Annotated in this window: 22 protein-coding genes and 1 pseudogene; 15 read left to right on the forward strand and 8 right to left on the reverse strand. The window is 33.7% G+C overall.

Annotated elements, in window-relative coordinates:
* Positions 1-2: 2 nt before the first annotated feature.
* Positions 3-317 (forward strand): GIY-YIG nuclease family protein, encoded by a 315-nt coding sequence (locus OZP09_RS07080; RefSeq protein ID WP_281310522.1) that lies wholly within the window; start codon positions 3-5, stop codon positions 315-317.
* A 40-nt stretch (positions 318-357) separates the two neighbouring features.
* Here OZP09_RS07080 and prmC read toward each other — a convergent pair whose 3' ends face one another.
* Both prmC and OZP09_RS07090 read right to left on the reverse strand, forming a co-directional pair.
* The gene (prmC, locus tag OZP09_RS07085; RefSeq protein ID WP_281310523.1) at positions 358-1,212 is read right to left on the reverse strand and encodes a peptide chain release factor N(5)-glutamine methyltransferase; all 855 of its coding nucleotides are present in this window, start codon (positions 1,210-1,212) and stop codon (positions 358-360) included.
* A 77-nt stretch (positions 1,213-1,289) separates the two neighbouring features.
* Positions 1,290-1,775, reverse strand: coding sequence for a GNAT family N-acetyltransferase (locus OZP09_RS07090; protein ID WP_269237182.1), 486 nt, complete (start codon positions 1,773-1,775; stop codon positions 1,290-1,292).
* Positions 1,776-1,881: 106 nt separating this feature from the next.
* Between OZP09_RS07090 and ribD the strand changes: the two genes are divergently transcribed.
* The 3 genes from ribD to OZP09_RS07105 are packed head-to-tail and all read left to right on the forward strand — an operon-like array spanning position 1,882 to position 4,169.
* Positions 1,882-2,931 (forward strand): bifunctional diaminohydroxyphosphoribosylaminopyrimidine deaminase/5-amino-6-(5-phosphoribosylamino)uracil reductase RibD, encoded by a 1,050-nt coding sequence (gene ribD, locus OZP09_RS07095; protein ID WP_281310755.1) that lies wholly within the window; start codon positions 1,882-1,884, stop codon positions 2,929-2,931.
* Positions 2,924-3,526, forward strand: coding sequence for an HAD family hydrolase (locus OZP09_RS07100; protein ID WP_269237183.1), 603 nt, complete (start codon positions 2,924-2,926; stop codon positions 3,524-3,526). The genes ribD and OZP09_RS07100 overlap by 8 nt, the downstream gene beginning before the upstream one ends.
* Positions 3,527-3,536: 10 nt before the next feature.
* The gene (locus tag OZP09_RS07105) at positions 3,537-4,169 is read left to right on the forward strand and encodes an IMPACT family protein (protein ID WP_281310524.1); all 633 of its coding nucleotides are present in this window, start codon (positions 3,537-3,539) and stop codon (positions 4,167-4,169) included.
* Between the two features lie 30 nt (positions 4,170-4,199).
* On the opposite strand, the gene OZP09_RS07110 is transcribed toward OZP09_RS07105, so the two are convergent.
* Positions 4,200-4,604 (reverse strand): acyl-CoA thioesterase, encoded by a 405-nt coding sequence (locus tag OZP09_RS07110; RefSeq protein ID WP_223681826.1) that lies wholly within the window; start codon positions 4,602-4,604, stop codon positions 4,200-4,202.
* 187 nt (positions 4,605-4,791) lie between these two features.
* Between OZP09_RS07110 and dnaA the strand changes: the two genes are divergently transcribed.
* From dnaA to scpA, 11 genes and pseudogenes are all read left to right on the forward strand, one after another.
* A complete protein-coding gene (gene dnaA / locus OZP09_RS07115) occupies positions 4,792-6,219 on the forward strand; it encodes a chromosomal replication initiator protein DnaA (protein ID WP_223681827.1) in 1,428 nt (475 codons plus the stop codon).
* A gap of 9 nt (positions 6,220-6,228) precedes the next feature.
* Positions 6,229-6,696, forward strand: coding sequence for a low molecular weight protein-tyrosine-phosphatase (locus tag OZP09_RS07120; RefSeq protein ID WP_269237184.1), 468 nt, complete (start codon positions 6,229-6,231; stop codon positions 6,694-6,696).
* Positions 6,697-6,764: 68 nt separating this feature from the next.
* Positions 6,765-7,478 (forward strand): SAM-dependent methyltransferase, encoded by a 714-nt coding sequence (locus OZP09_RS07125; RefSeq protein ID WP_281310525.1) that lies wholly within the window; start codon positions 6,765-6,767, stop codon positions 7,476-7,478.
* A gap of 26 nt (positions 7,479-7,504) precedes the next feature.
* A complete protein-coding gene (locus OZP09_RS07130; protein WP_281310526.1) occupies positions 7,505-7,942 on the forward strand; it encodes an energy transducer TonB in 438 nt (145 codons plus the stop codon).
* Positions 7,943-8,007: 65 nt separating this feature from the next.
* Complete coding sequence (locus tag OZP09_RS07135; RefSeq protein ID WP_281310527.1) at positions 8,008-8,424, forward strand: energy transducer TonB; 417 nt, start codon at positions 8,008-8,010, stop codon at positions 8,422-8,424.
* 64 nt (positions 8,425-8,488) lie between these two features.
* Positions 8,489-9,617: pseudogene (locus tag OZP09_RS07140) on the forward strand (methionine aminotransferase).
* A gap of 74 nt (positions 9,618-9,691) precedes the next feature.
* Positions 9,692-10,573, forward strand: a complete 882-nt coding sequence (locus tag OZP09_RS07145; protein ID WP_281310528.1) for an SDR family oxidoreductase — start codon at positions 9,692-9,694, stop codon at positions 10,571-10,573.
* Between the two features lie 253 nt (positions 10,574-10,826).
* The gene (gene udk / locus OZP09_RS07150) at positions 10,827-11,435 is read left to right on the forward strand and encodes a uridine kinase (RefSeq protein ID WP_269237187.1); all 609 of its coding nucleotides are present in this window, start codon (positions 10,827-10,829) and stop codon (positions 11,433-11,435) included.
* Between the two features lie 122 nt (positions 11,436-11,557).
* Positions 11,558-11,884: an FtsB family cell division protein gene (locus OZP09_RS07155; protein WP_223681836.1), complete on the forward strand. Its 327-nt coding sequence runs from the start codon at positions 11,558-11,560 to the stop codon at positions 11,882-11,884.
* A gap of 14 nt (positions 11,885-11,898) precedes the next feature.
* Positions 11,899-13,263, forward strand: coding sequence for a methylmalonyl-CoA mutase subunit beta (locus tag OZP09_RS07160; RefSeq protein WP_281310529.1), 1,365 nt, complete (start codon positions 11,899-11,901; stop codon positions 13,261-13,263).
* Positions 13,264-13,304: 41 nt separating this feature from the next.
* Positions 13,305-15,446, forward strand: coding sequence for a methylmalonyl-CoA mutase (scpA, locus tag OZP09_RS07165; protein ID WP_281310530.1), 2,142 nt, complete (start codon positions 13,305-13,307; stop codon positions 15,444-15,446).
* Positions 15,447-15,499: 53 nt separating this feature from the next.
* Here the strand turns inward: scpA and OZP09_RS07170 are convergent, their stop codons facing one another.
* From OZP09_RS07170 to dapF, 5 genes are all read right to left on the reverse strand, one after another.
* Positions 15,500-16,147, reverse strand: coding sequence for a peptidoglycan-binding protein LysM (locus OZP09_RS07170; protein WP_269237189.1), 648 nt, complete (start codon positions 16,145-16,147; stop codon positions 15,500-15,502).
* Positions 16,148-16,245: 98 nt separating this feature from the next.
* A complete protein-coding gene (locus tag OZP09_RS07175) occupies positions 16,246-17,166 on the reverse strand; it encodes a DUF2279 domain-containing protein (protein WP_269237190.1) in 921 nt (306 codons plus the stop codon).
* Between the two features lie 2 nt (positions 17,167-17,168).
* Positions 17,169-18,209, reverse strand: coding sequence for an endolytic transglycosylase MltG (mltG, locus tag OZP09_RS07180; RefSeq protein ID WP_269237191.1), 1,041 nt, complete (start codon positions 18,207-18,209; stop codon positions 17,169-17,171).
* 12 nt (positions 18,210-18,221) lie between these two features.
* Entirely contained in the window at positions 18,222-18,755 is a 534-nt protein-coding gene (locus OZP09_RS07185) for a GNAT family N-acetyltransferase (protein WP_269237192.1), read from the reverse strand.
* A gap of 23 nt (positions 18,756-18,778) precedes the next feature.
* Entirely contained in the window at positions 18,779-19,561 is a 783-nt protein-coding gene (gene dapF, locus OZP09_RS07190) for a diaminopimelate epimerase (protein WP_269237194.1), read from the reverse strand.
* Between the last annotated feature and the right edge of the window lie 16 nt (positions 19,562-19,577).

Consider the following 19,577-nt stretch of genomic DNA (forward strand, 5'->3'; position numbering starts at 1 on the left):
TAATGATTGAATATACAGAAGGAATCTATACTTTTTATGTTTATATCCTAACTAATAAAAACAGAAATGTTTTATATACAGGTGTTACAAATAATTTAAAATTACGCTTACAACAACATAAGAGCAAACTAAACCCCAACAGTTTTACTTCAAAATATAATTCACACTTTTTAATTTATTTTGAAAAGTTTAGCTGGATTCAATTAGCAATTGAAAGAGAAAAAGAAATTAAAAATCTTTCCCGGGAAAAGAAATTAAGCTTAATAAAAGAAATGCATCCAAATTTAGAATTTTGGAATTCTCTTTTTGAACAATAGATTCCTACGGAATGACAAACTGATGAATAATATAATGACTTTAAATAGTAGCCTTCATCATCCTGTCATTATCATAAATATCTTTTCGTAATTCAACATTTTTAAAATTCATTTTTTCCAGTAATTCAGTCATTTCCTTTCCTAAATACTGATTAATTTCAAAGTACAATTGTCCTTTATCCAGAAGGTTTTTCTGAGCTAATTCAGCAATTTTTCTGTAAAAAACCAACGCATCATTGTCATCCACAAAAAGTGCCAGATGCGGTTCGTAATCCAAAACATTCTTTTTAATTTCCTGCTTCTCTAAATGGCGGACATAAGGCGGATTTGAAACAATAATATCAAAATTAGATTTCAGGATTTCTAATTCTAAAATACTCTTAAGTATAAAAATTATTTTGACATTATTATTCCTTGCATTTTTTTTTGCCGTTTCAATAGCCCTCTTCGAAACATCCATAGCATAAACTTCTGCATTTGGGAGATTCTTTGCGAGTGAAATTGCAATACAGCCGCTTCCGGTTCCTATATCAAGTATTTTAAGTTTTTTAGTTTTGTCGATAATCTTGTTTTCATTAATAATCCAGTCGACCAGTTCTTCTGTTTCGGGTCTTGGAATCAAAACATTCTCATTTACTTCAAAATCCAATCCATAAAAATTTGTTTTCCTCAGTAAATATTGAATCGGTACTTCTTTTTTCAATTCAATTAAAAAAGATTCCAAAACCTCTAAATCAGCATCTGAAAAAGCTAATTCATGATTTAAAGCCAAATCTATTTGTCTAAGATTATATTTATTTTCTAATATCAGATAAAAAAAACTTTCAGCTTCGTAAGCATCATATAACGAAGAGAGTTCCTTGATAAATTGTGTCCTGTATTGTTTGATTTTCATTGGGGATTTTAAGCTTTTTAGCTAAATTAAATTGCTTTCTATAAGTATCGAGAAATAAATTTTGTTACAGTGTTATTTTACAATTCTTTCAACATCCAGACCGGGCAGGAATTGTGACCTGTACATCCTAACGAAGCCTCTAAATACACAAACCCTGACTTCTTATATAATTTTTGTGCAGCATGCATAAAAGGCATTGTTTCTAAATAGCATTTTTCGAAACCAAAGTTTTTAGCATGCTCTAAACATTTTTCGATCATTTTGCTCCCTATTCCTAATCTGCGGGTTTTGGGCAAAAAATACATTTTTTGTAATTCGCAAATCTTCGGGTCGCCATTTTCTAAAGGTGCGATTCCGCAACATCCTACAATTTCACCTTCGTTCTCAACCACAAAATAAACCGATTGTGGCTTACTGTATTGTTCAAACATTAAATCCAAATACAGATCTTCATAAGCTGTTCCGGTTTTCGGAATTTCCATTTCATCAAAAACGCATCTTATTAATTGGGCAACTGCCTGATTGTCTTCTTTTTTAATTTCTCTGATAATCCAATTTTCCATTTTAAATTTTATTATGCCTTCCACAAAAATAAACATACTTTTGATATTGTTTAACAACTCCGCTGTTAACATTAGACCAAAACTCAAAAATGACTACTTTTGCAATGTGAACACACATGAAAAATACATAAAACGCTGCATAGAACTGGCCAAAAATGGTTTTGGAACAACATATCCAAATCCAATGGTAGGAAGTGTAATTGTTTACGAGGATAAAATTATCGGCGAAGGCTGGCATAAAAAAGCCGGGGAACCCCACGCCGAAGTCAATGCGATTCGATCTGTCAAAGACAAATCCTTACTCAAAAAATCCACTATTTATGTAAGCTTAGAACCCTGCAGCCACTTTGGAAAAACACCACCATGCTCTGATTTGATTATTGAACATGAAATTCCAAATGTGGTTGTGGGCACTGTTGATCCAAACGAAAAAGTTGCCGGACAGGGAATAAAAAAAATAATAAAATCAGGTTCTAATGTAATTGTTGGTGTATTAGAAAATGAATGCTATGAACTCAACAAGCGCTTTTTTACTTTTCACAACAAGAAGCGGCCTTATATTATCTTAAAATGGGCTGAAAGTCACGATGGTTTTCTAGCGCCTGAAAAACAACCTGGGCAGAAGCGCCAGCCTGTTTGGATAACCAATCCTTATTCCAGACAATTGGTTCATAAATGGAGAAACGAAGAACAGGCAATCCTGGTTGGCACTCAAACTGCAATTGATGATAATCCGAAATTAAATATCAGGGACTGGTCGGGGAACAATCCTGTAAGAATCGTTTTGGATCAAAGCAACAGAATTCCAAAAGACAGTTTTATTTTTGACAACAGTGTTAAAACGATTGTTTTTACTAAATCTGAAACTGCCCTTTCAACAGAAAACACAACTTTTGAAGTAATTAATTTTAATCAAAATATAATACCGCAAATTTTGGCTGTTTTGCATCAAAATCAGATTCAGTCCATTATTATCGAAGGAGGCTCACAAACTTTACAGGCTTTCATTAATCAGAATATTTGGGATGAAGCCCGCATTTTTACAGGAAAAACTACTTTTAATAAAGGAATAAAAGCTCCGCTTATTGAAAAGAAAAACGTAAACAAAACTTACATTCAGAACGACGAATTAACATATATTAGAAATTATGATTGATACAATAATTTTTGATTTTGGAGACATTTTCATCAATTTAGATAAAGAAGCCACTATTTCGGGACTGAAGAAATTAGGCATGACCGAATGGAATTCTGAATTTGACCGATTGAATCTGTTATTTGAGACCGGCGATATTTCGCATGATGATTTTTTGGCAGGTTTTCAGGCACAGCTTCCTAATGCCTCAATCGAAGAAATTCTGGAAGCATGGAATGCTGTACTCGCAGATTTTCCGTTATACCGATTAGAATTCCTCCAGATGCTTTCTAAAAAATACCGTCTGTTTTTATTAAGTAATACCGATTCTATCCATATTGCAACTTTCGAAAATAAAAGCGGAATTTCTTTTTACAGGGATTTTTACCAATGTTTTGAAAAAGTGTATTTTTCATTTGAAATTGGAATACGAAAACCAAATCCGGAAGCCTATCAATATATCATCAACAAACATGAATTATCTCCAAAACGAACTTTGTTTGTTGACGATAAAAAAGAAAACACCGATGCAGCTGCAGCTTTAGGACTTCATGTCTGGAATTTACAAGTTGGCAAGGAAGATGTTGTGGATTTATTTGAAAAGCAAATACTTTAGAACCGTACCTTTGGAATATAACGACACCTATCAAACCATTGCTTCTGAATCTGAAGAAGTGTTATTTAAAGAAAAAGGAAGCAAATTCTTTGGCTATGCTTTTCCAATAGAAACTGAGGATGAAGTAAAACCTATTATTGAAAGATTAAAAAAACAGCATCCCCACGCTGTACATTATTGTTATGCTTATCAAATTGGTACTGCACCAAAAATTTCATATCGGGCAAATGATGACGGAGAACCAGGCAATACAGCCGGAGCGCCAATTTATGGACAAATCCAGTCTTTTGGTTTAACCAATGTCCTTGTAGTTGTGGTTCGATTTTTTGGCGGAATAAAATTGGGGGTTGGCGGATTAATAGCCGCTTACAAAACTACCGCACAAATGACACTTGAGATTTGTGAAATTGTCGAAAAAACCATTGATGTCCATTTTTTAATATCTTTTGATTATAAAAACATGAACAAAGTAATGCGGGTAATCAAGGAGAAAAAGCTCGAAATAACTTCTCAGGAAATGGAAATAGATGAAAATTCAGGACTGCCAATTGGTAAAATAATAACAAAGACCCGAAAAAAAAATGCTGAATCTATATTCAGCACTTTTGATTTAATGTTTGAAATCGATATAAAAATTATGTAAATCGATATAAAATACACCTCGTTTTAGCAATTATTCAAGTGTTTTAAATAATTCTAAAATATAATCCGGAGGAGCAGTTGGCCGACCTGTTTTTAACGAAATAAATACCAAAATAAACACTGCCGTTGTTAATAACTCATTCGCTTCATTATAGATTGCGCAGTCAAATTCAATCTTGACTGAAGACTGACTTTTGAAAGTGGTATGTATTGTTAAAAGCTCATCATATCGCGCCGATTTTTTGTAATTTATCTGCATCGAAACAATAGGCAGTCCGATTCCGCTTTCTTCCATACTTTTATACGAAATCCCTTTGTTTCTAAGCCATTCCACGCGTCCTATCTCAAAATAAGGAACGTAATTTCCATGATATACGATTCCCATTTGATCTGTTTCTGAGTAGCGGACACGTATCTGAGTTTGATGATTTTTCATTATTTAATATATTAAAAAAATTTAATTTTTACAAGCCTCTTACAATATTATTTTATAAAATTAGAGAGCAAAATATTTTTTTTTACAGAAATTTGTTCACATATTTGTTATCCCGAAATACGGAATTAAATTGCTCCCTTTTATTAGGAGAATCTTTATCAATAATAAAAAAAATTTATCTGAATTTATGACTAAAACTGCTCAATCAGTATGGGAAAACTGTTTGTCCTTTATAAAAGACAATATTCAAGATCAGGCATACAAAACCTGGTTTGAACCAATCAAATCAGTTGAGCTAACCGACAACGCGTTATATATTCAGGTTCCAAGTAAATTTTTCTACGAATGGCTCGAAGAGCATTATGTAAAATTATTGAAAGTTGCGCTTACCAAAGAACTGGGAAAAAACGCAAAGTTACTCTATAAAATTAAAATGGAAAACACTTATGGAAACAAACAGCCGTTTACAGAACAGCTGCCAAGTTCCAACAGAGTGCCAATGAAACCACAAGAAGTGGATGCTCCGTTTAAAAACCTTAATCCGGAACTTAAAAATCCGTTTGTAATTCCTGGTATTAGAAATTTAAAAATTGAATCGCAATTAAACTCGAATTACAGTTTTGACAATTTTCTTGAAGGAGACTCAAACCGTCTGGCCCGTTCTGCAGGTATGGCTGTTGCCAATAAACCGGGAGGAACATCTTTTAACCCTTTATTGATTTTCGGTGGGGTTGGTCTAGGCAAAACACACTTAGCACATGCTATTGGTGTTGAAGTAAAAGATAAATATCCGGAAAAGACCGTTTTATATATTTCTGCGGAGATTTTCACTCAACAATATATTGATTCCGTAAAAAAGAACAATCGTAATGATTTCATTCATTTTTACCAGTTAATTGACGTTTTAATTATTGATGACGTTCAGTTTTTATCAGGAAAATCAGGTACTCAGGATGTATTTTTCCACATTTTCAATTATCTGCACCAAAACGGAAAACAGGTAATTCTAACTTCTGATAAAGCTCCTGTTGACATGCAGGATATTGAGCAGCGTTTATTATCCCGTTTCAAATGGGGATTATCTGCCGAATTGCATCAGCCAGATTATGAAACCCGTATTTCGATCTTAAAAAACATTTTGTATCGTGACGGTGTTGAAATGCCGGAAGATATTCTTGAATATGTTGCCCGCAATATCAAATCGAATGTCAGAGAACTTGAAGGTGCCATTATTTCGTTAATCGCCCAGTCTTCTTTCAACAAAAAAGAAGTAACAATTGAGTTAGCTAAAAGCGTTGTAGAGAAATTTGTTAAAAATGTAAAGAGAGAAATCTCTATTGATTATATTCAAAAAATCGTGTCTGATTATTTTCAGTTGGATATTGAAACCCTTCAGTCAAAAACAAGAAAAAGACATGTGGTCCAGGCGAGACAATTGGCTATGTTTTTTGCTAAGAAATTCACAAAAGCTTCTTTGGCAAATATTGGCTCTCAAATTGGAGATCGCGATCATGCTACTGTATTACATGCTTGTAAAACAGTCGATAATTTAGTTTCTACAGACAAACAATTCAAAAAATTTGTCGAAGACATCAACAAAAAATTAACGCTATAAACGCGCATCATGCCAGTAAAAATTTTAATGGTTTGTTTGGGAAATATCTGCAGATCTCCTTTAGCCGAAGGCATTTTAGCATCCAAATTACCAAAAGAAAATTTTATAGTTGATTCAGCAGGAACCGGTTCCTGGCATGTGGGTCATTCCCCTGATAAAAGATCAATTGCCGTTGCCCAAAAAAATGGTTTATGTATTGACCATCAAAAAGGAAGACAATTCAAGACTTCTGATTTTGATGAATTTGACTATATCTACGTAATGGATAATTCAAATTACAGAGACATCATGCATCTTGCCAAAACTCCAGAACACAAGAGCAAAGTGAATATGATTCTAAATGAATTATTTCCGGATGAAAATGTTGACGTTCCAGATCCTTACTACGGAGCCGTTAACGGATTTGACAATGTCTATCAGATGTTGGATGAAGTTGCCGAAATAATTGCCCAAAAACTTATCGAAAAACATTCTTAACTTACTTTTTCAATTATTAAACACTAAATTTAATTGAAAAGTATTTCATTTTATAATCTATTAAACATATGAAACTTCTGGGAAAATTATATTTAATTCCAACAACTATGGGCGAAAGCGATCCTATGGATGTTTTACCTCAAACCGTAAAAAGAAGTATTGAACTTATAGATTATTATATTGTTGAAAATGATAAAACAGCCAGAAAATCCATAAAAGCTGTTTTACCAGAGAAAAAACAATCCGATTTAGTTCTTTTTACATTAAATAAAAGAACTGAAGCGAGCGAACATTTAGACTTCATAAAACCTTTATTAGAAGGAAAAAACATGGGCCTGATGAGCGAAGCCGGCTGTCCCGGGGTTGCTGATCCTGGTGCTGTGATTGTAAAACTGGCGCATGAAAAAGGAATTCAAGTTGTGCCTTTGGTTGGCCCTTCTTCTATTCTATTGGCCATGATGGCATCAGGAATGAACGGACAAAGTTTTACTTTCAATGGTTATCTACCAATTGATAAAGATGAAAAGAAATCGGCATTAAAATATTTTGAAAAATTATCTCAGGATAAAAACCAATCACAGATTTTTATTGAGACGCCTTATAGAAATAATAAACTGATTGATGATCTTTTGCAGATTTTAAATCCTTCAACACATCTTTGTATTGCTACTGATATTACGTTGCCAACGGAATTCATTAAAACCATGAAAGTTTCTGATTGGAAGAAATTGAAAATTGACATTGATAAAAGACCTACTATTTTTATCATTCATAAAATGTAAACTAACATTAAAACATCATTATTGCTATGCAAAAGTTTCTAATATTGATTTTAATTTGTTTCTCTCAAAATATCTTTTCTCAAAAAGAAATCAAAAGAACCTTAGAGCATCAGAAAAATAAAAATGGCAATATAGTTCCCTTAAACGAAAATACAATTTACAACCTTATTGACCTCGATGTCAAACCTGAATTCCCAGGTGGCAGAGTTAAGTTTAATCACTTTATTGATGACAACTATAAAAAATCAAACAAAAGACCAACTATTCAAGGAAAACTATTTGCAACTTTTATTATCGAGAAGGATGGCGTATTAAGCAATATAAAAGTTCTTCGTGATATTGGATATGGGACTGGAGAAGAACTAATAAGAGTTTTAAAATCATCCCCAAGATGGAAACCTGGAAAACAAAATGATAAAGAAGTCAGAAGTATATATTCGATTGTTGTGCCTGTACAGCAATAAATCTAAAATCATTGAAGTTTCTTCTTTTAATAAATATGCAAACTAACCTTTAAACGATCATTATCATGAAAAAGTTTTTAATTCTGATTTTAATTTGCTGTGTACAAAATGTATTTTCTCAATCAAAAAAGACTGAAAAAACTATTCCTGAAGATGAAAATACAATTTATAATACAGCCGGTTTAGATGAGCAACCTCAATTTCCTGGAGGAATAGAGGAATTTTACAAATTTCTTAATACCAATTTTGTGATTCCGCAAGATAAACCAAAATTAAAAGGAAAAATATACACCACTTTTATTGTAGAAAAAGATGGCTCATTAAGTGATATCAAAGTACTAAGAGATCTTGGCTTTGGCACAAAGGAAGAGGCGATTCGGGTTCTAAATAGTTCACCTAAATGGACTCCCGGAAAACAAAATGGTAAATTAGTCCGAGTTCTGTTTTCTGCACCTATTCTTGTAAATAATCCTATAAAATAAAATTATCTAGCCCAACTAATTTACATCCAATTCACTCACAAGTTTCTGATCAAAAAACTTCACTATGAGTAAACTCCCAAATGTAACCACAAGCATTTTCACGGTAATGTCAAAAATGGCAGCAGAGTACAATGCTATAAATCTTTCGCAGGGATTTCCAAATTTTCCTGTTGATGAAAGACTAACTGATATTGTTACTAGATTAGCGAAAGAAAACGTTCACCAATACACACCAATGGCTGGTTACCCTCCATTAATGAATAAGATTGCGAAATTAGTTCTAAATTCTTATAACAGAATTATAAATACTGATACAGAACTTCTGGTTACCACTGGAGCAACCCAGGGAATTTTTACTACTATATTGGCTTTAGTAAAAGAAAACGATGAAGTCATTATTCTGGATCCAAGCTACGACTCTTATGAAGCTCCTGTTTTACTTTGCAAAGCTAAGCCAGTCCGCGTAGCATTAAATGAGGATTATACGCCAAATTGGGAAACGATAGAAAAAGCCTGTTCTGCAAAAAGCAGCATGATGATCATCAACAATCCGCATAATCCAACAGGAAAAATCCTGACCGAAGCAGATTTTGTTCAGCTACAGAATCTTCTTGAAAAATATCCCGATATTATTGTTTTATCAGATGAAGTTTATGAATACATCACTTTTGAAGAAAAACATATTTCTGCACATACCAAAAGTTTCCCTTTTAGACCGTTGCATAATGGTTTCTTCTTTTGGAAAATCTTTTCATATTACCGGATGGAAAATTGGTTACACCATTGCCCCTGAACATCTGATGAAAGAAATCAAAAAAGTCCATCAATTTCTGGTTTTTAGCGTTAACAGTATTTCACAAGCTGCAATAAGTGAATATTTAGATATAGTGGACGTCAATTTACTTGGAAAATTCTATCAGGAAAAACGGGATTATTTTCAAAAACTGCTTCAGAACAGCAGATTTGAGTTAAAACCCTGTGAAGGAACTTATTTTCAGGTTGCGTCCTATGCTTCAATTTCCAACCACGATGATGTTACATTTTGCAAAAAACTCATCACAGATCATGGTGTTGCCGCAATTCCAATTTCAACTTTCTATTCAGATCATAAAGACCATAAATTAATACGTTTTTGTTTCGCTAAAGATAACTTCACGCTCGAATCAGCAGCAAAAAAAATATGCCTAATATAAAGTTTTTTAAAAAAATATAACAATATTATGCATGCATCCTATTTAAATTAATTAATTTTGTAAAAACAAGAAGTATGAGCTATACAGATAAAATGTTAAGAGACGATGCTTTAAAAGGTAAAGTCATTGTAGTTACAGGAGGCGGAAGCGGCTTAGGAAAAGCGATGACCAAATATTTTTTAGAATTAGGAGCTCAGGTAGCGATTACTTCAAGAGATTTAGAAAAGCTTAAAACAACTGCAGCTGAACTGGAAACTGAAACCGGTGGAAAATGTTTACCGCTTCAATGCGATGTTCGCCATTATGAAGAAGTCGAAAATATGCTTCAGGAAGTTTTAAAAGCTTTTGGAAAAGTAGATGTTCTTTTAAATAACGCAGCCGGAAATTTCATTTCACCAACAGAACGTTTGTCTGCTAATGCATTTGACACTGTTATCGATATCGTACTAAAGGGTACAAAAAACTGTACACTTGCTTTTGGAAAACACTGGATCGACAGCAAACAAACATCAGCAACAATTTTAAATATTGTAACAACTTATGCCTGGACAGGATCAGCTTACGTGGTACCAAGTGCTACGGCAAAAGCAGGGGTTTTGGCCATGACCAGAAGTCTGGCCGTAGAATGGGCAAAATACGGAATCCGTTCTAATGCGATTGCTCCTGGACCTTTCCCGACTAAAGGCGCATGGGACAGATTATTACCTGGAGATTTGGCAGAGAAATTTGATATGGCCAAAAAAGTACCTTTAAAACGTGTTGGCGATCATCAGGAACTGGCAAATCTGGCAGCCTATCTGGTTTCTGATTTTTCAGCTTATGTAAACGGAGATGTGATTACAATTGATGGGGGAGAATGGCTAAAAGGTGCAGGACAATTCAACTTATTAGAAGCAATTCCGGAAGAACTTTGGGATCAGCTTGCAATGATGATAAAAGCAAAAAAGAATAAATAATTACAAGTGCTTACTAAATTCAGAATATTTTATAAAAACTATACTGATTGCACGAAATCCCGGAGGTTTTTACTTTCGGGATTTTTTTATATTTTTCATCATATAAGCAATATAATTTCAGTTAAGTAACATTTTATTTAAACATTTTCCAGCTTAAATTTACTAATGTTACTTATATGGTTAAATTATTTTAAATGTTTAGCGATTCAGTTAAATTATTATTTTTGCGAAACAAATTATAACATCAAAATTTATGCTCATTATTGGAATTGCAGGAGGAACAGGAAGCGGAAAAACAACTGTAGTACATCAAATCATGAATGAATTACCAGACACTGAAGTAGGTGTAATTTCTCAGGATTCATACTATAAAGAAACCCATAATTTGTCTTTTGATGAAAGAGCCTTAATCAATTTTGATCATCCACGCGCTATTGATTTTGAATTGCTGGTAAAACACCTTAAAGCATTAAAAGCAGGCGAAACCATAGATCAGCCTGTCTATTCTTTCATTCAGCATAACAGAACTGACGATACAGTTTCTACTCACCCCAGAAAAGTAATGATTGTCGAAGGAATTTTAATTTTGACAAATCCTGAATTACGGGATATGTTCGATATTAAAATCTTCGTTCATGCCGATTCTGATGAAAGATTAATTCGTCGTTTAAAAAGAGATATTTCAGAACGCGGGCGTGATATAGACGAAGTTTTAAACCGTTATCAAAATACCTTAAAACCGATGCATGAACAATTTATCGAGCCATCAAAAGCATTTGCCGATATCATTATTCCAAACGACAAATACAATACCGTAGCAATTGATGTAGTTCGTGCCGTAATTAATCAGCGGATTTTATAATTTTTATCGTAAATTTATTCCATAAAAATAAGGAGCTATTTCCCGCTATCCGTTTCAATCTTTTGTGCCGAACACCGGCACAAAAGGATTTTCACCTCTATCGGGGCTAAAAGTAAACTAAAATGAAAAATCCGTACAAAGATAAATCGTGGTTCAGATTTCTAAGCAATAAATATGTTTGGGTTTTGCTGTTTTTTATAGTATGGATGCTGTTTTTAGATAATTACTCCTATTTCGACCATCGCTTTTTAAACGATCAGATTAATGAGCTTAAAGACAATAAAACCTATTATCAGGAAGAAATTAAAAAAGACCAGGAACAGATTAAACAGCTCAAAAATCCTGAACAGATAGAGAAATACGCCCGCGAAAAGTACTTCATGAAAAAAGACAGCGAAGACATATACATTATCAAATTTGAAGGCGATACAATTCAGGAAAAAGAATAATTAGAAAACACACAATGGCTACTACCCTATTCGACGATTTTAGTCCGATTTCATCCAAACAGTGGAAACAAAAAATTCAGTTTGAACTGGATGGTGCCGATTACAACAAAACCGTAATCTGGAATTCTCCGGAAGACATTCAGGTAAAACCATTTTATCATTACGACGAAGATTACAAAACTGCTGAAGTAAAAATGCAGGCTTCCAATTTTAAAATCTGCCAAAATATATTTGTTTACGATGTTGAAAAATCCATTCAAAGAGCTTTAAACTCTCTTGACAGAGGAGCTGAAAGCTTACGTTTTACCATTCAAAATGAAAAAATCGACATTCAAAAATTATTAGAGAACCTTCCTTTAGAAAACCGAATCGTTTACTTTAATTTCAATTTCATTTCAATCGATTTCGTAAAAATACTGGATACTATTTCCATTCAAAAAAAAGCTGTTTTTTATTGCAATTTAGATCCAATTGGGCATTTAGCCCGAGAAGGAAATTGGTTTGTGTCATCTGATAAAAATAATTTTGAAACACTTCAAAATATTTCAAAAGCAACGACAAATCTTTCTTTATTAAGCGTCGATTCATGCCTATACCAAAATGCCGGAGCAAATATAACCCAGCAAATTGCATACAGTCTTGCACATGCAAACGAATACTTGAATCGCTTTCCGGAACTAACAAAGCCAATTGTTTTTCAGGTAGCTGTAGGAACAAATTATTTCTTTGAAATTGCAAAACTTCTTGCGCTGCGAATGCTTTTCAACTTAATTGCTTCCGAATACAATCCTGATTTGGAATGTCATTTATTGGTTACTCCAACGAAACGGAATAAAACCATATACGATTATAATGTCAACATGCTTCGCACCACGACAGAATGCATGTCGGCAATATTAGGAGGTGCTGATGCTGTTGCCAATTTGCCTTACGATTCTTTATACCATAAAGACAACGAATTTGGCGACCGACTGGCAAGAAATCAATTACTGATTTTAAAACACGAAAGCTATTTTGATAAAGTGGATAATCCTGCTGATGGCAGTTATTATATCGAAAGTTTAACCATTCAACTCGCCGAAAAAAGTCTCTCTATATTTAAGGATATTGAAGCCAGCGGGGGATTTTTGAAACTTTTGAATGACGGAACCATTAAAAAGAAAATTCAGGAAAGTGCCAATAAAGAGCAGGAATTATTTGATACTCAAAAAGAAGTTTTATTAGGCACCAATAAATATCCAAACCCTGAAGACAAAATGAAACATGATTTAGAACTGTTTCCTTTTGTAAAAATAAAACCCAGAAAAACATTGATTACACCTATAATTGAAAAAAGATTAGCAGAAAAACTGGAACAGGAACGTTTAGAACAAGAGTAATCTTTTTCAAAGTAATTATAAATTGCTAAAAGAGTATTTCAATGATAAGAAAAGATCTTAAACATATAAAGTTACAATTCAAAAGTGAAGAATCTGATGAAAAATCCCATGATTCAGAATTAACGGTTGATCACTTTACTACAGCAGAAGGAATCGAAATCAAAAAAAGTTATTCTGAAAAAGATATTGAGGAATTAGACTTTTTAGATTTTGGGGCAGGTTTTGCACCAAATCTCCGTGGTCCTTATGCAACCATGTATGTACAAAAACCATGGACTATTAGACAATATGCAGGATTTTCAACTGCAGAAGAAAGCAATGCTTTTTACAGAAGAAATTTAGCAGCCGGTCAAAAAGGTTTGTCTATCGCATTTGATTTACCAACACATCGGGGGTACGACTCTGATCATGAAAGAGTTGTGGGAGATGTTGGAAAAGCAGGCGTTGCTATTGATTCTGTTGAAGATATGAAAGTACTTTTTGACCAGATTCCATTAGATGAAATGTCGGTATCTATGACCATGAATGGTGCTGTTTTACCTATCATGGCTTTTTATATTGTCGCTGCAGAAGAACAGGGAGTTACGACTGAAAAACTTTCAGGCACTATACAAAATGACATTTTAAAAGAGTTTATGGTTCGCAATACCTACATCTATCCACCAACGCCTTCGATGAAAATCATTGCCGATATTTTTGAATTCACAAGCAAAAAAATGCCAAGATTCAATTCTATTTCAATTTCGGGATACCACATGCAGGAAGCGGGTGCAACGGCTCATATCGAACTGGCTTATACGCTGGCAGATGGTTTAGAATATATCAGAACCGGATTATCTACAGGTATGAACATTGATGAATTTGCTCCAAGGCTGTCATTTTTCTGGGCTATTGGCATGAATCATTTTATGGAAATTGCCAAAATGAGAGCCGGAAGAATGATTTGGGCAAAACTGGTTAAACAATTTAATCCCAAAAGTGATAAATCATTAATTTTAAGAACGCATTGCCAGACAAGCGGATGGAGTTTAACGGAACAGGATCCTTTTAACAATGTAACCCGAACGTGTATTGAAGCTTCTGCAGCAGCTTTTGGAGGAACCCAATCATTACATACAAATGCTTTGGATGAAGCAATTGCTTTACCAACAGACTTTTCTGCCAGAATTGCACGAAACACTCAGATTTTTTTACAGGAAGAGACTAAAATTACCAAAACTGTTGATCCCTGGGCAGGAAGTTACTATGTGGAAAGCCTGACAAATGAAATGGTAGAAAAAACATGGAAACTTATCGAAGAGGTAGAAGAATTAGGAGGCATGACAAAAGCCATTGAAACCGGAATTCCTAAGCTTAGAATTGAAGAGGCAGCTGCAAGAAAACAAGCAAGAATAGACAGTGGGCAGGATATTATTGTAGGTGTAAATAAATTCAGATTAGAAAAAGAAGATCCTTTACATATTTCAGACATTGACAATCAAACTGTACGAAAACAGCAAATTCAAAGGCTTGAAAAAATAAAAGAAACCCGAAATACCGAAAAAGTTAATCAATCACTTGAAAAATTAATTCATTGTGCTAAAACCGGGCAAGGAAATTTACTCGAAATTGCTATTGAAGCTGCTAGAAACAGAGCAACTTTAGGCGAAATCAGTGATGCACTCGAAAGTGTTTTTGGCAGGTTCAAAGCACAAATAAAATCTGTTAGTGGTGTGTATAGCGCAGTAATGAAAAATGATGAAAATTTTGAAAAAGCAAAGCAGCTTGCTGATATTTTTGCAAAACAAGAAGGCAGACGTCCAAGAATCATGATTGCCAAAATGGGACAGGATGGACATGACCGGGGCGCAAAAGTAGTGGCAACAGGTTATGCTGATGTAGGTTTTGATGTTGATATTGGTCCTTTATTTCAAACACCGGCAGAAGCCGCAAAACAGGCTGTTGAAAATGACGTCCATATTTTAGGAATTTCGTCATTGGCTGCAGGTCATAAAACATTAGTTCCGCAAGTTATCGAAGAGTTAAAAAAACATGGCCGTGAAGACATTATGGTTATTGTTGGCGGGGTAATACCTTCCCAGGACTATCAATGTTTATTCGATGCAGGAGCAATTGCTATTTTTGGACCTGGTACAAAAATTAGTGAGGCAGCTATAAAAATCTTAGAGATATTAATAGATTAAAAACTAGATTGCATAAAAAATCCCGAATTTATCGGGATTTTTATTTTTAATTCTTAGTCGTTAATTGTTGCGTTACTATCTGCCTCAATATAAGAGAGATCATAACCTCCAAATGCTTTCATGTAACTTCTTAAAGAGGTTCCATAAGCATCTCTAAAATGCCTGTTCCCTTTGTTTTTGAAAAAATTCTTTACAGAACCGGCACCTCCTAAATGGGCTGCTGCTAAAATTCCTGACTCGGTAATTTCAATTCCGTTAATGATTTTTCCTTCATACTTTTCAATCTCCCTGCGTAAAATCCATTTGTTTTTAGATAACAAAGCAATAAACGCTTTTTCCTGTAAGGCTGGATTTTTTAAAAAATCTTTGTCACTGTTAACACCTACAGCTCTTAGAGTTTTAGAACCAAATTGGTATTTTCCCATATAGCCAATTGAATTTACTTTTCGGTATTTTCCCTGTGATTCTTTAAAAGCAATTGCTTCTTTAAAGCCAATTAGCCGATTTCCGGTGAATGGTGCATTTAATTTTGTTTGTGATGGATAATCATCTTTGTCAAGAGATGGAAATAAGTATTCCGATCCATCTGTTTTTTCTGTATAAAACCAAGGTTTGGTTTCCAGATTAAAGGGTTTGAAACCCAAAGTTAAAAATGTAATAATAACGATTAAACTAGTGTAATAATACCATTTCTTTATCATAAATTGTTTTTCTTCAAAACGCTGTCACCTTTTTGAAATTTCTACGGCGCAAAGGTAATAAAACAAAAACAATACTATAAATCAGCACTTTATGGTTTTTAAAAATAAACCAGATGTCCTTTAAGCCCTTTATTGGCGGTATATTCGAGCGTTGGAGCCGGAATTTTAATTGTGTTAAAAACAGAAAAAACAGTTTTCAAAAAGTGCGATTTTGTGTTAATTTTAGCTAAATCGAGGTCAAAAGAAAGATAAATCTGACGAAATTTTTGTGGGTTTTGGGCTGAAACGAAATTTTCATTTTTATTATTCCCGGATAACATTCCATCGGCTCCATATCCAAAAGCGACATTCAACCACTTTGGAATTTTTGATTCTTTAGCAAAAGAATGCAGGTTTACTGAAAGCCAATAAGTCTGCCCATTATAATCTTTTAAAATCTGTTCATTAAGGGATTTACCAAGCTTATCCGGACTTTGATTCGCATATTGGGTGGTATGAAAAGAAAATTTAGGTGTAATTCGCTGTTCTTTCCAAAGTAATTCCTGAGAAACATACAATGCCGTTCCGGCTGCATTCGCGATTATATCACCTGAAGATGCACCCCACTCGGCAGAATATCCGTCTAAAACTTCAACAGCAGTAAGAAAAGCGAAACCAATACCTGCGCCGTAAATTAATTGATTTTTAGAACTGGCACCACTCCAATTCAAGGCTTCAGCACCAAATCTTCCTAAATGATAAGCTGAATAAAAGTGTCCAACTTTATCCATTTGGAGCCATTCATCATTATCATTTATAAAATGAAAATCGGATTTGGCATAATCGGCATACCAAATCTGATTCAAACCAACTAATGTTGCAGAAGCCAAGGCAGCTTCAGTTATGATAACTGTATTTTGCCTTTTTACATTTAAAGTATCAGAAGGCTTAAAAAAATTATCGATTTTATCCTGAGCTTCAGCAGACTGAACACACAAAACGAATAAAATCGATAAAAATAAATAAACTCTAAAATTCAAAACTATCTTGTTACGCCCTGACTGGCAATCCAGTCTGAATATTTTTTTGCATTAATGGTGTGCTGCTCATAAGTTGAAGCAAATTCATGATAACCAAAACGTTCTGTACTGGCGCAAAAATAAATATAATCGTGTTTTTCAGGATTTAAAACAGCTTCAACAGCAGTAATGTCAGGCATCGCAATTGGTCCCGGAGGCAATCCGATATTTACATAAGTATTATAAGGAGATCTCATAATCAAGTCATTATAAAAAACTCTTTTGATAACCTGATCGAAATTATTGTCACGCAATTTTAAAGCATAAATCACTGTTGGATCAGCTTGTAAAGGCATTTCTAAACGTAAACGATTTAAATAAACTCCCGCAATACGAGGTCTTTCATCTTTTTTTACTGATTCTTTGTGTACAATAGAAGCCAAAATAGTAGCCTGAACTGGTGTTAATCCTTGTTTTTTAGCTTTTTCAATTCTTTCTGCAGTCCAGAAATTGTGATATTCCTTAATCATTTTATCACGGAATTTCACTGCAGAGGTATTCCAGTACACTTCATAAGTATTTGGAATAAACATAGCAAAAACATTATCTTCATTAAAGCCATTTTCTTTTAAGAAAGTAGAATCTTTAATTGCTTTCAGTAATGATAAACTATCTGCTTCTATTTGAGAACCTATTCTTCCTGCAAAATTCTCTAAACGTTCCTGATTATTAAAAGCCAGTTTAACCGGAACATTGGAACGCATTGCACGGACCAAATCAATATTGTTCATGTCTTTTTTAAGTAAAAAACGACCTGACTTTACATTTTCAGGATAGCTGCGCTTATTGGCAACCATTTCAAAATTATCGAAATTCTTAATATAAGGTTCTAATATTTTTTTTACATCTGCATAAGTAGCATCCGTAGGAACATATACGTAAAGTTCTTTTTCTTCAAATTTGGTATTGGCACTAAAAATTCTGCTAATTAAAATGAATCCGTAAATCATCAAAATTGAAATAACGGCTACGGCAACTATCGTGATAATCTTTTTTAATTTCAAAGTCTAAAAAATTTAAATTTGTTTGTTAATTAACTGAAAAATTGCCTCGTCCTGATAGTGTCCATTTAGCAAGATCCAATCTTTTTTAATTCCTGTTTGCTCAAAGCCAAATTTAGTAAAAAGAGCTATACTTGCTACATTTCCTACACTAATATTTGCATACAATTGATGTAAATTTAAATTGTAAAAAGAATATTTTATTAATAGCTCTAAAGCCTCAGAACCAATGTTTTGATTTCTATTTTCCTTATTTTGAATTACAATACCAACTCCTGCCCTGTTATTTTTAGGGTCAAATTCAAATAAATCAATCAAACCAATCGCCGGAAAATCTTCATCCTGGCAAATCGCCAGACGCAATTGTTTGGCTTCATAAATATCCTGGTGTGCATTTTCGAGATATTGACGCACAAGAAAACGGCTATATGGAGTTTGCGTATTACTAACCTCCCAAATGCTCTGATCATTTTCCATGGCATACACGAATTCTAAATCATTAGGTTCTAAAGCACGCAGGTAAATATTTTTTCCTTTGAGAGTTATCATTGCAATTTTATATTTTTTGAAAATTAAATTTCAATTGTTCCTTTAAAAACAAACTTTGCTGGACCCATTAAAAAAACATTCGTAAAATGTTCTCCTAATTTATCAAAAGAAACGGCTAATTTTCCTCCTTCAACATTTATATCAATTGAAGTTTTATCAGTTTGTCCGGTTGCATTCATAGCAATTGCAACAGCTGTTGCACCTGTTCCGCAGGCCAAAGTTTCATCCTCCACACCTCTTTCATAAGTACGAAGTGAAAACTCAGAATCATTTATTTTTTCGACAAAATTGATGTTGCTTCCTTTTTGCCCGTACAACTCTCCATAACGAATTGCAGCACCATTTTCTTTTACATTATAATGCTCTAAATCATCTACGATTTGCACATGGTGAGGAGAACCTGTATTTAAAAAAGTATACGAATCTTTCTTTTGAACTTCATCAACATCAATCATCTGTAAGGAAACAATTGATTCTTTATTAACAGTTGCATGGTGTAATCCATCTGTGGCGATAAAAGTAGTTTTATCCTGAATAACACCTAATTGATTGGCAAATGCTACAAGACAACGACCTCCGTTTCCACACATTGAACTTTCGTTTCCATCTGAATTATAATACACCATTTTGAAATCGGTTTCAACGTCATTTTCGAGTAAAATAAGTCCGTCAGCTCCAATTCCGAAACGTCTGTCACATAAGCGTTCAACAAGTTTTACATCATTTTTGGGAAAGAAATCTGAACGGTTATCAATCATTACAAAATCATTTCCTGTACCCTGATATTTATAAAATTCTATTTGCATTTTTTAGTTGTTAGAA

Origin of the sequence: Flavobacterium flavigenum, assembly GCF_027111255.2 — a bacterium.
In the GTDB taxonomy this organism is placed as follows: Bacteria; Bacteroidota; Bacteroidia; order Flavobacteriales; family Flavobacteriaceae; genus Flavobacterium; species Flavobacterium flavigenum.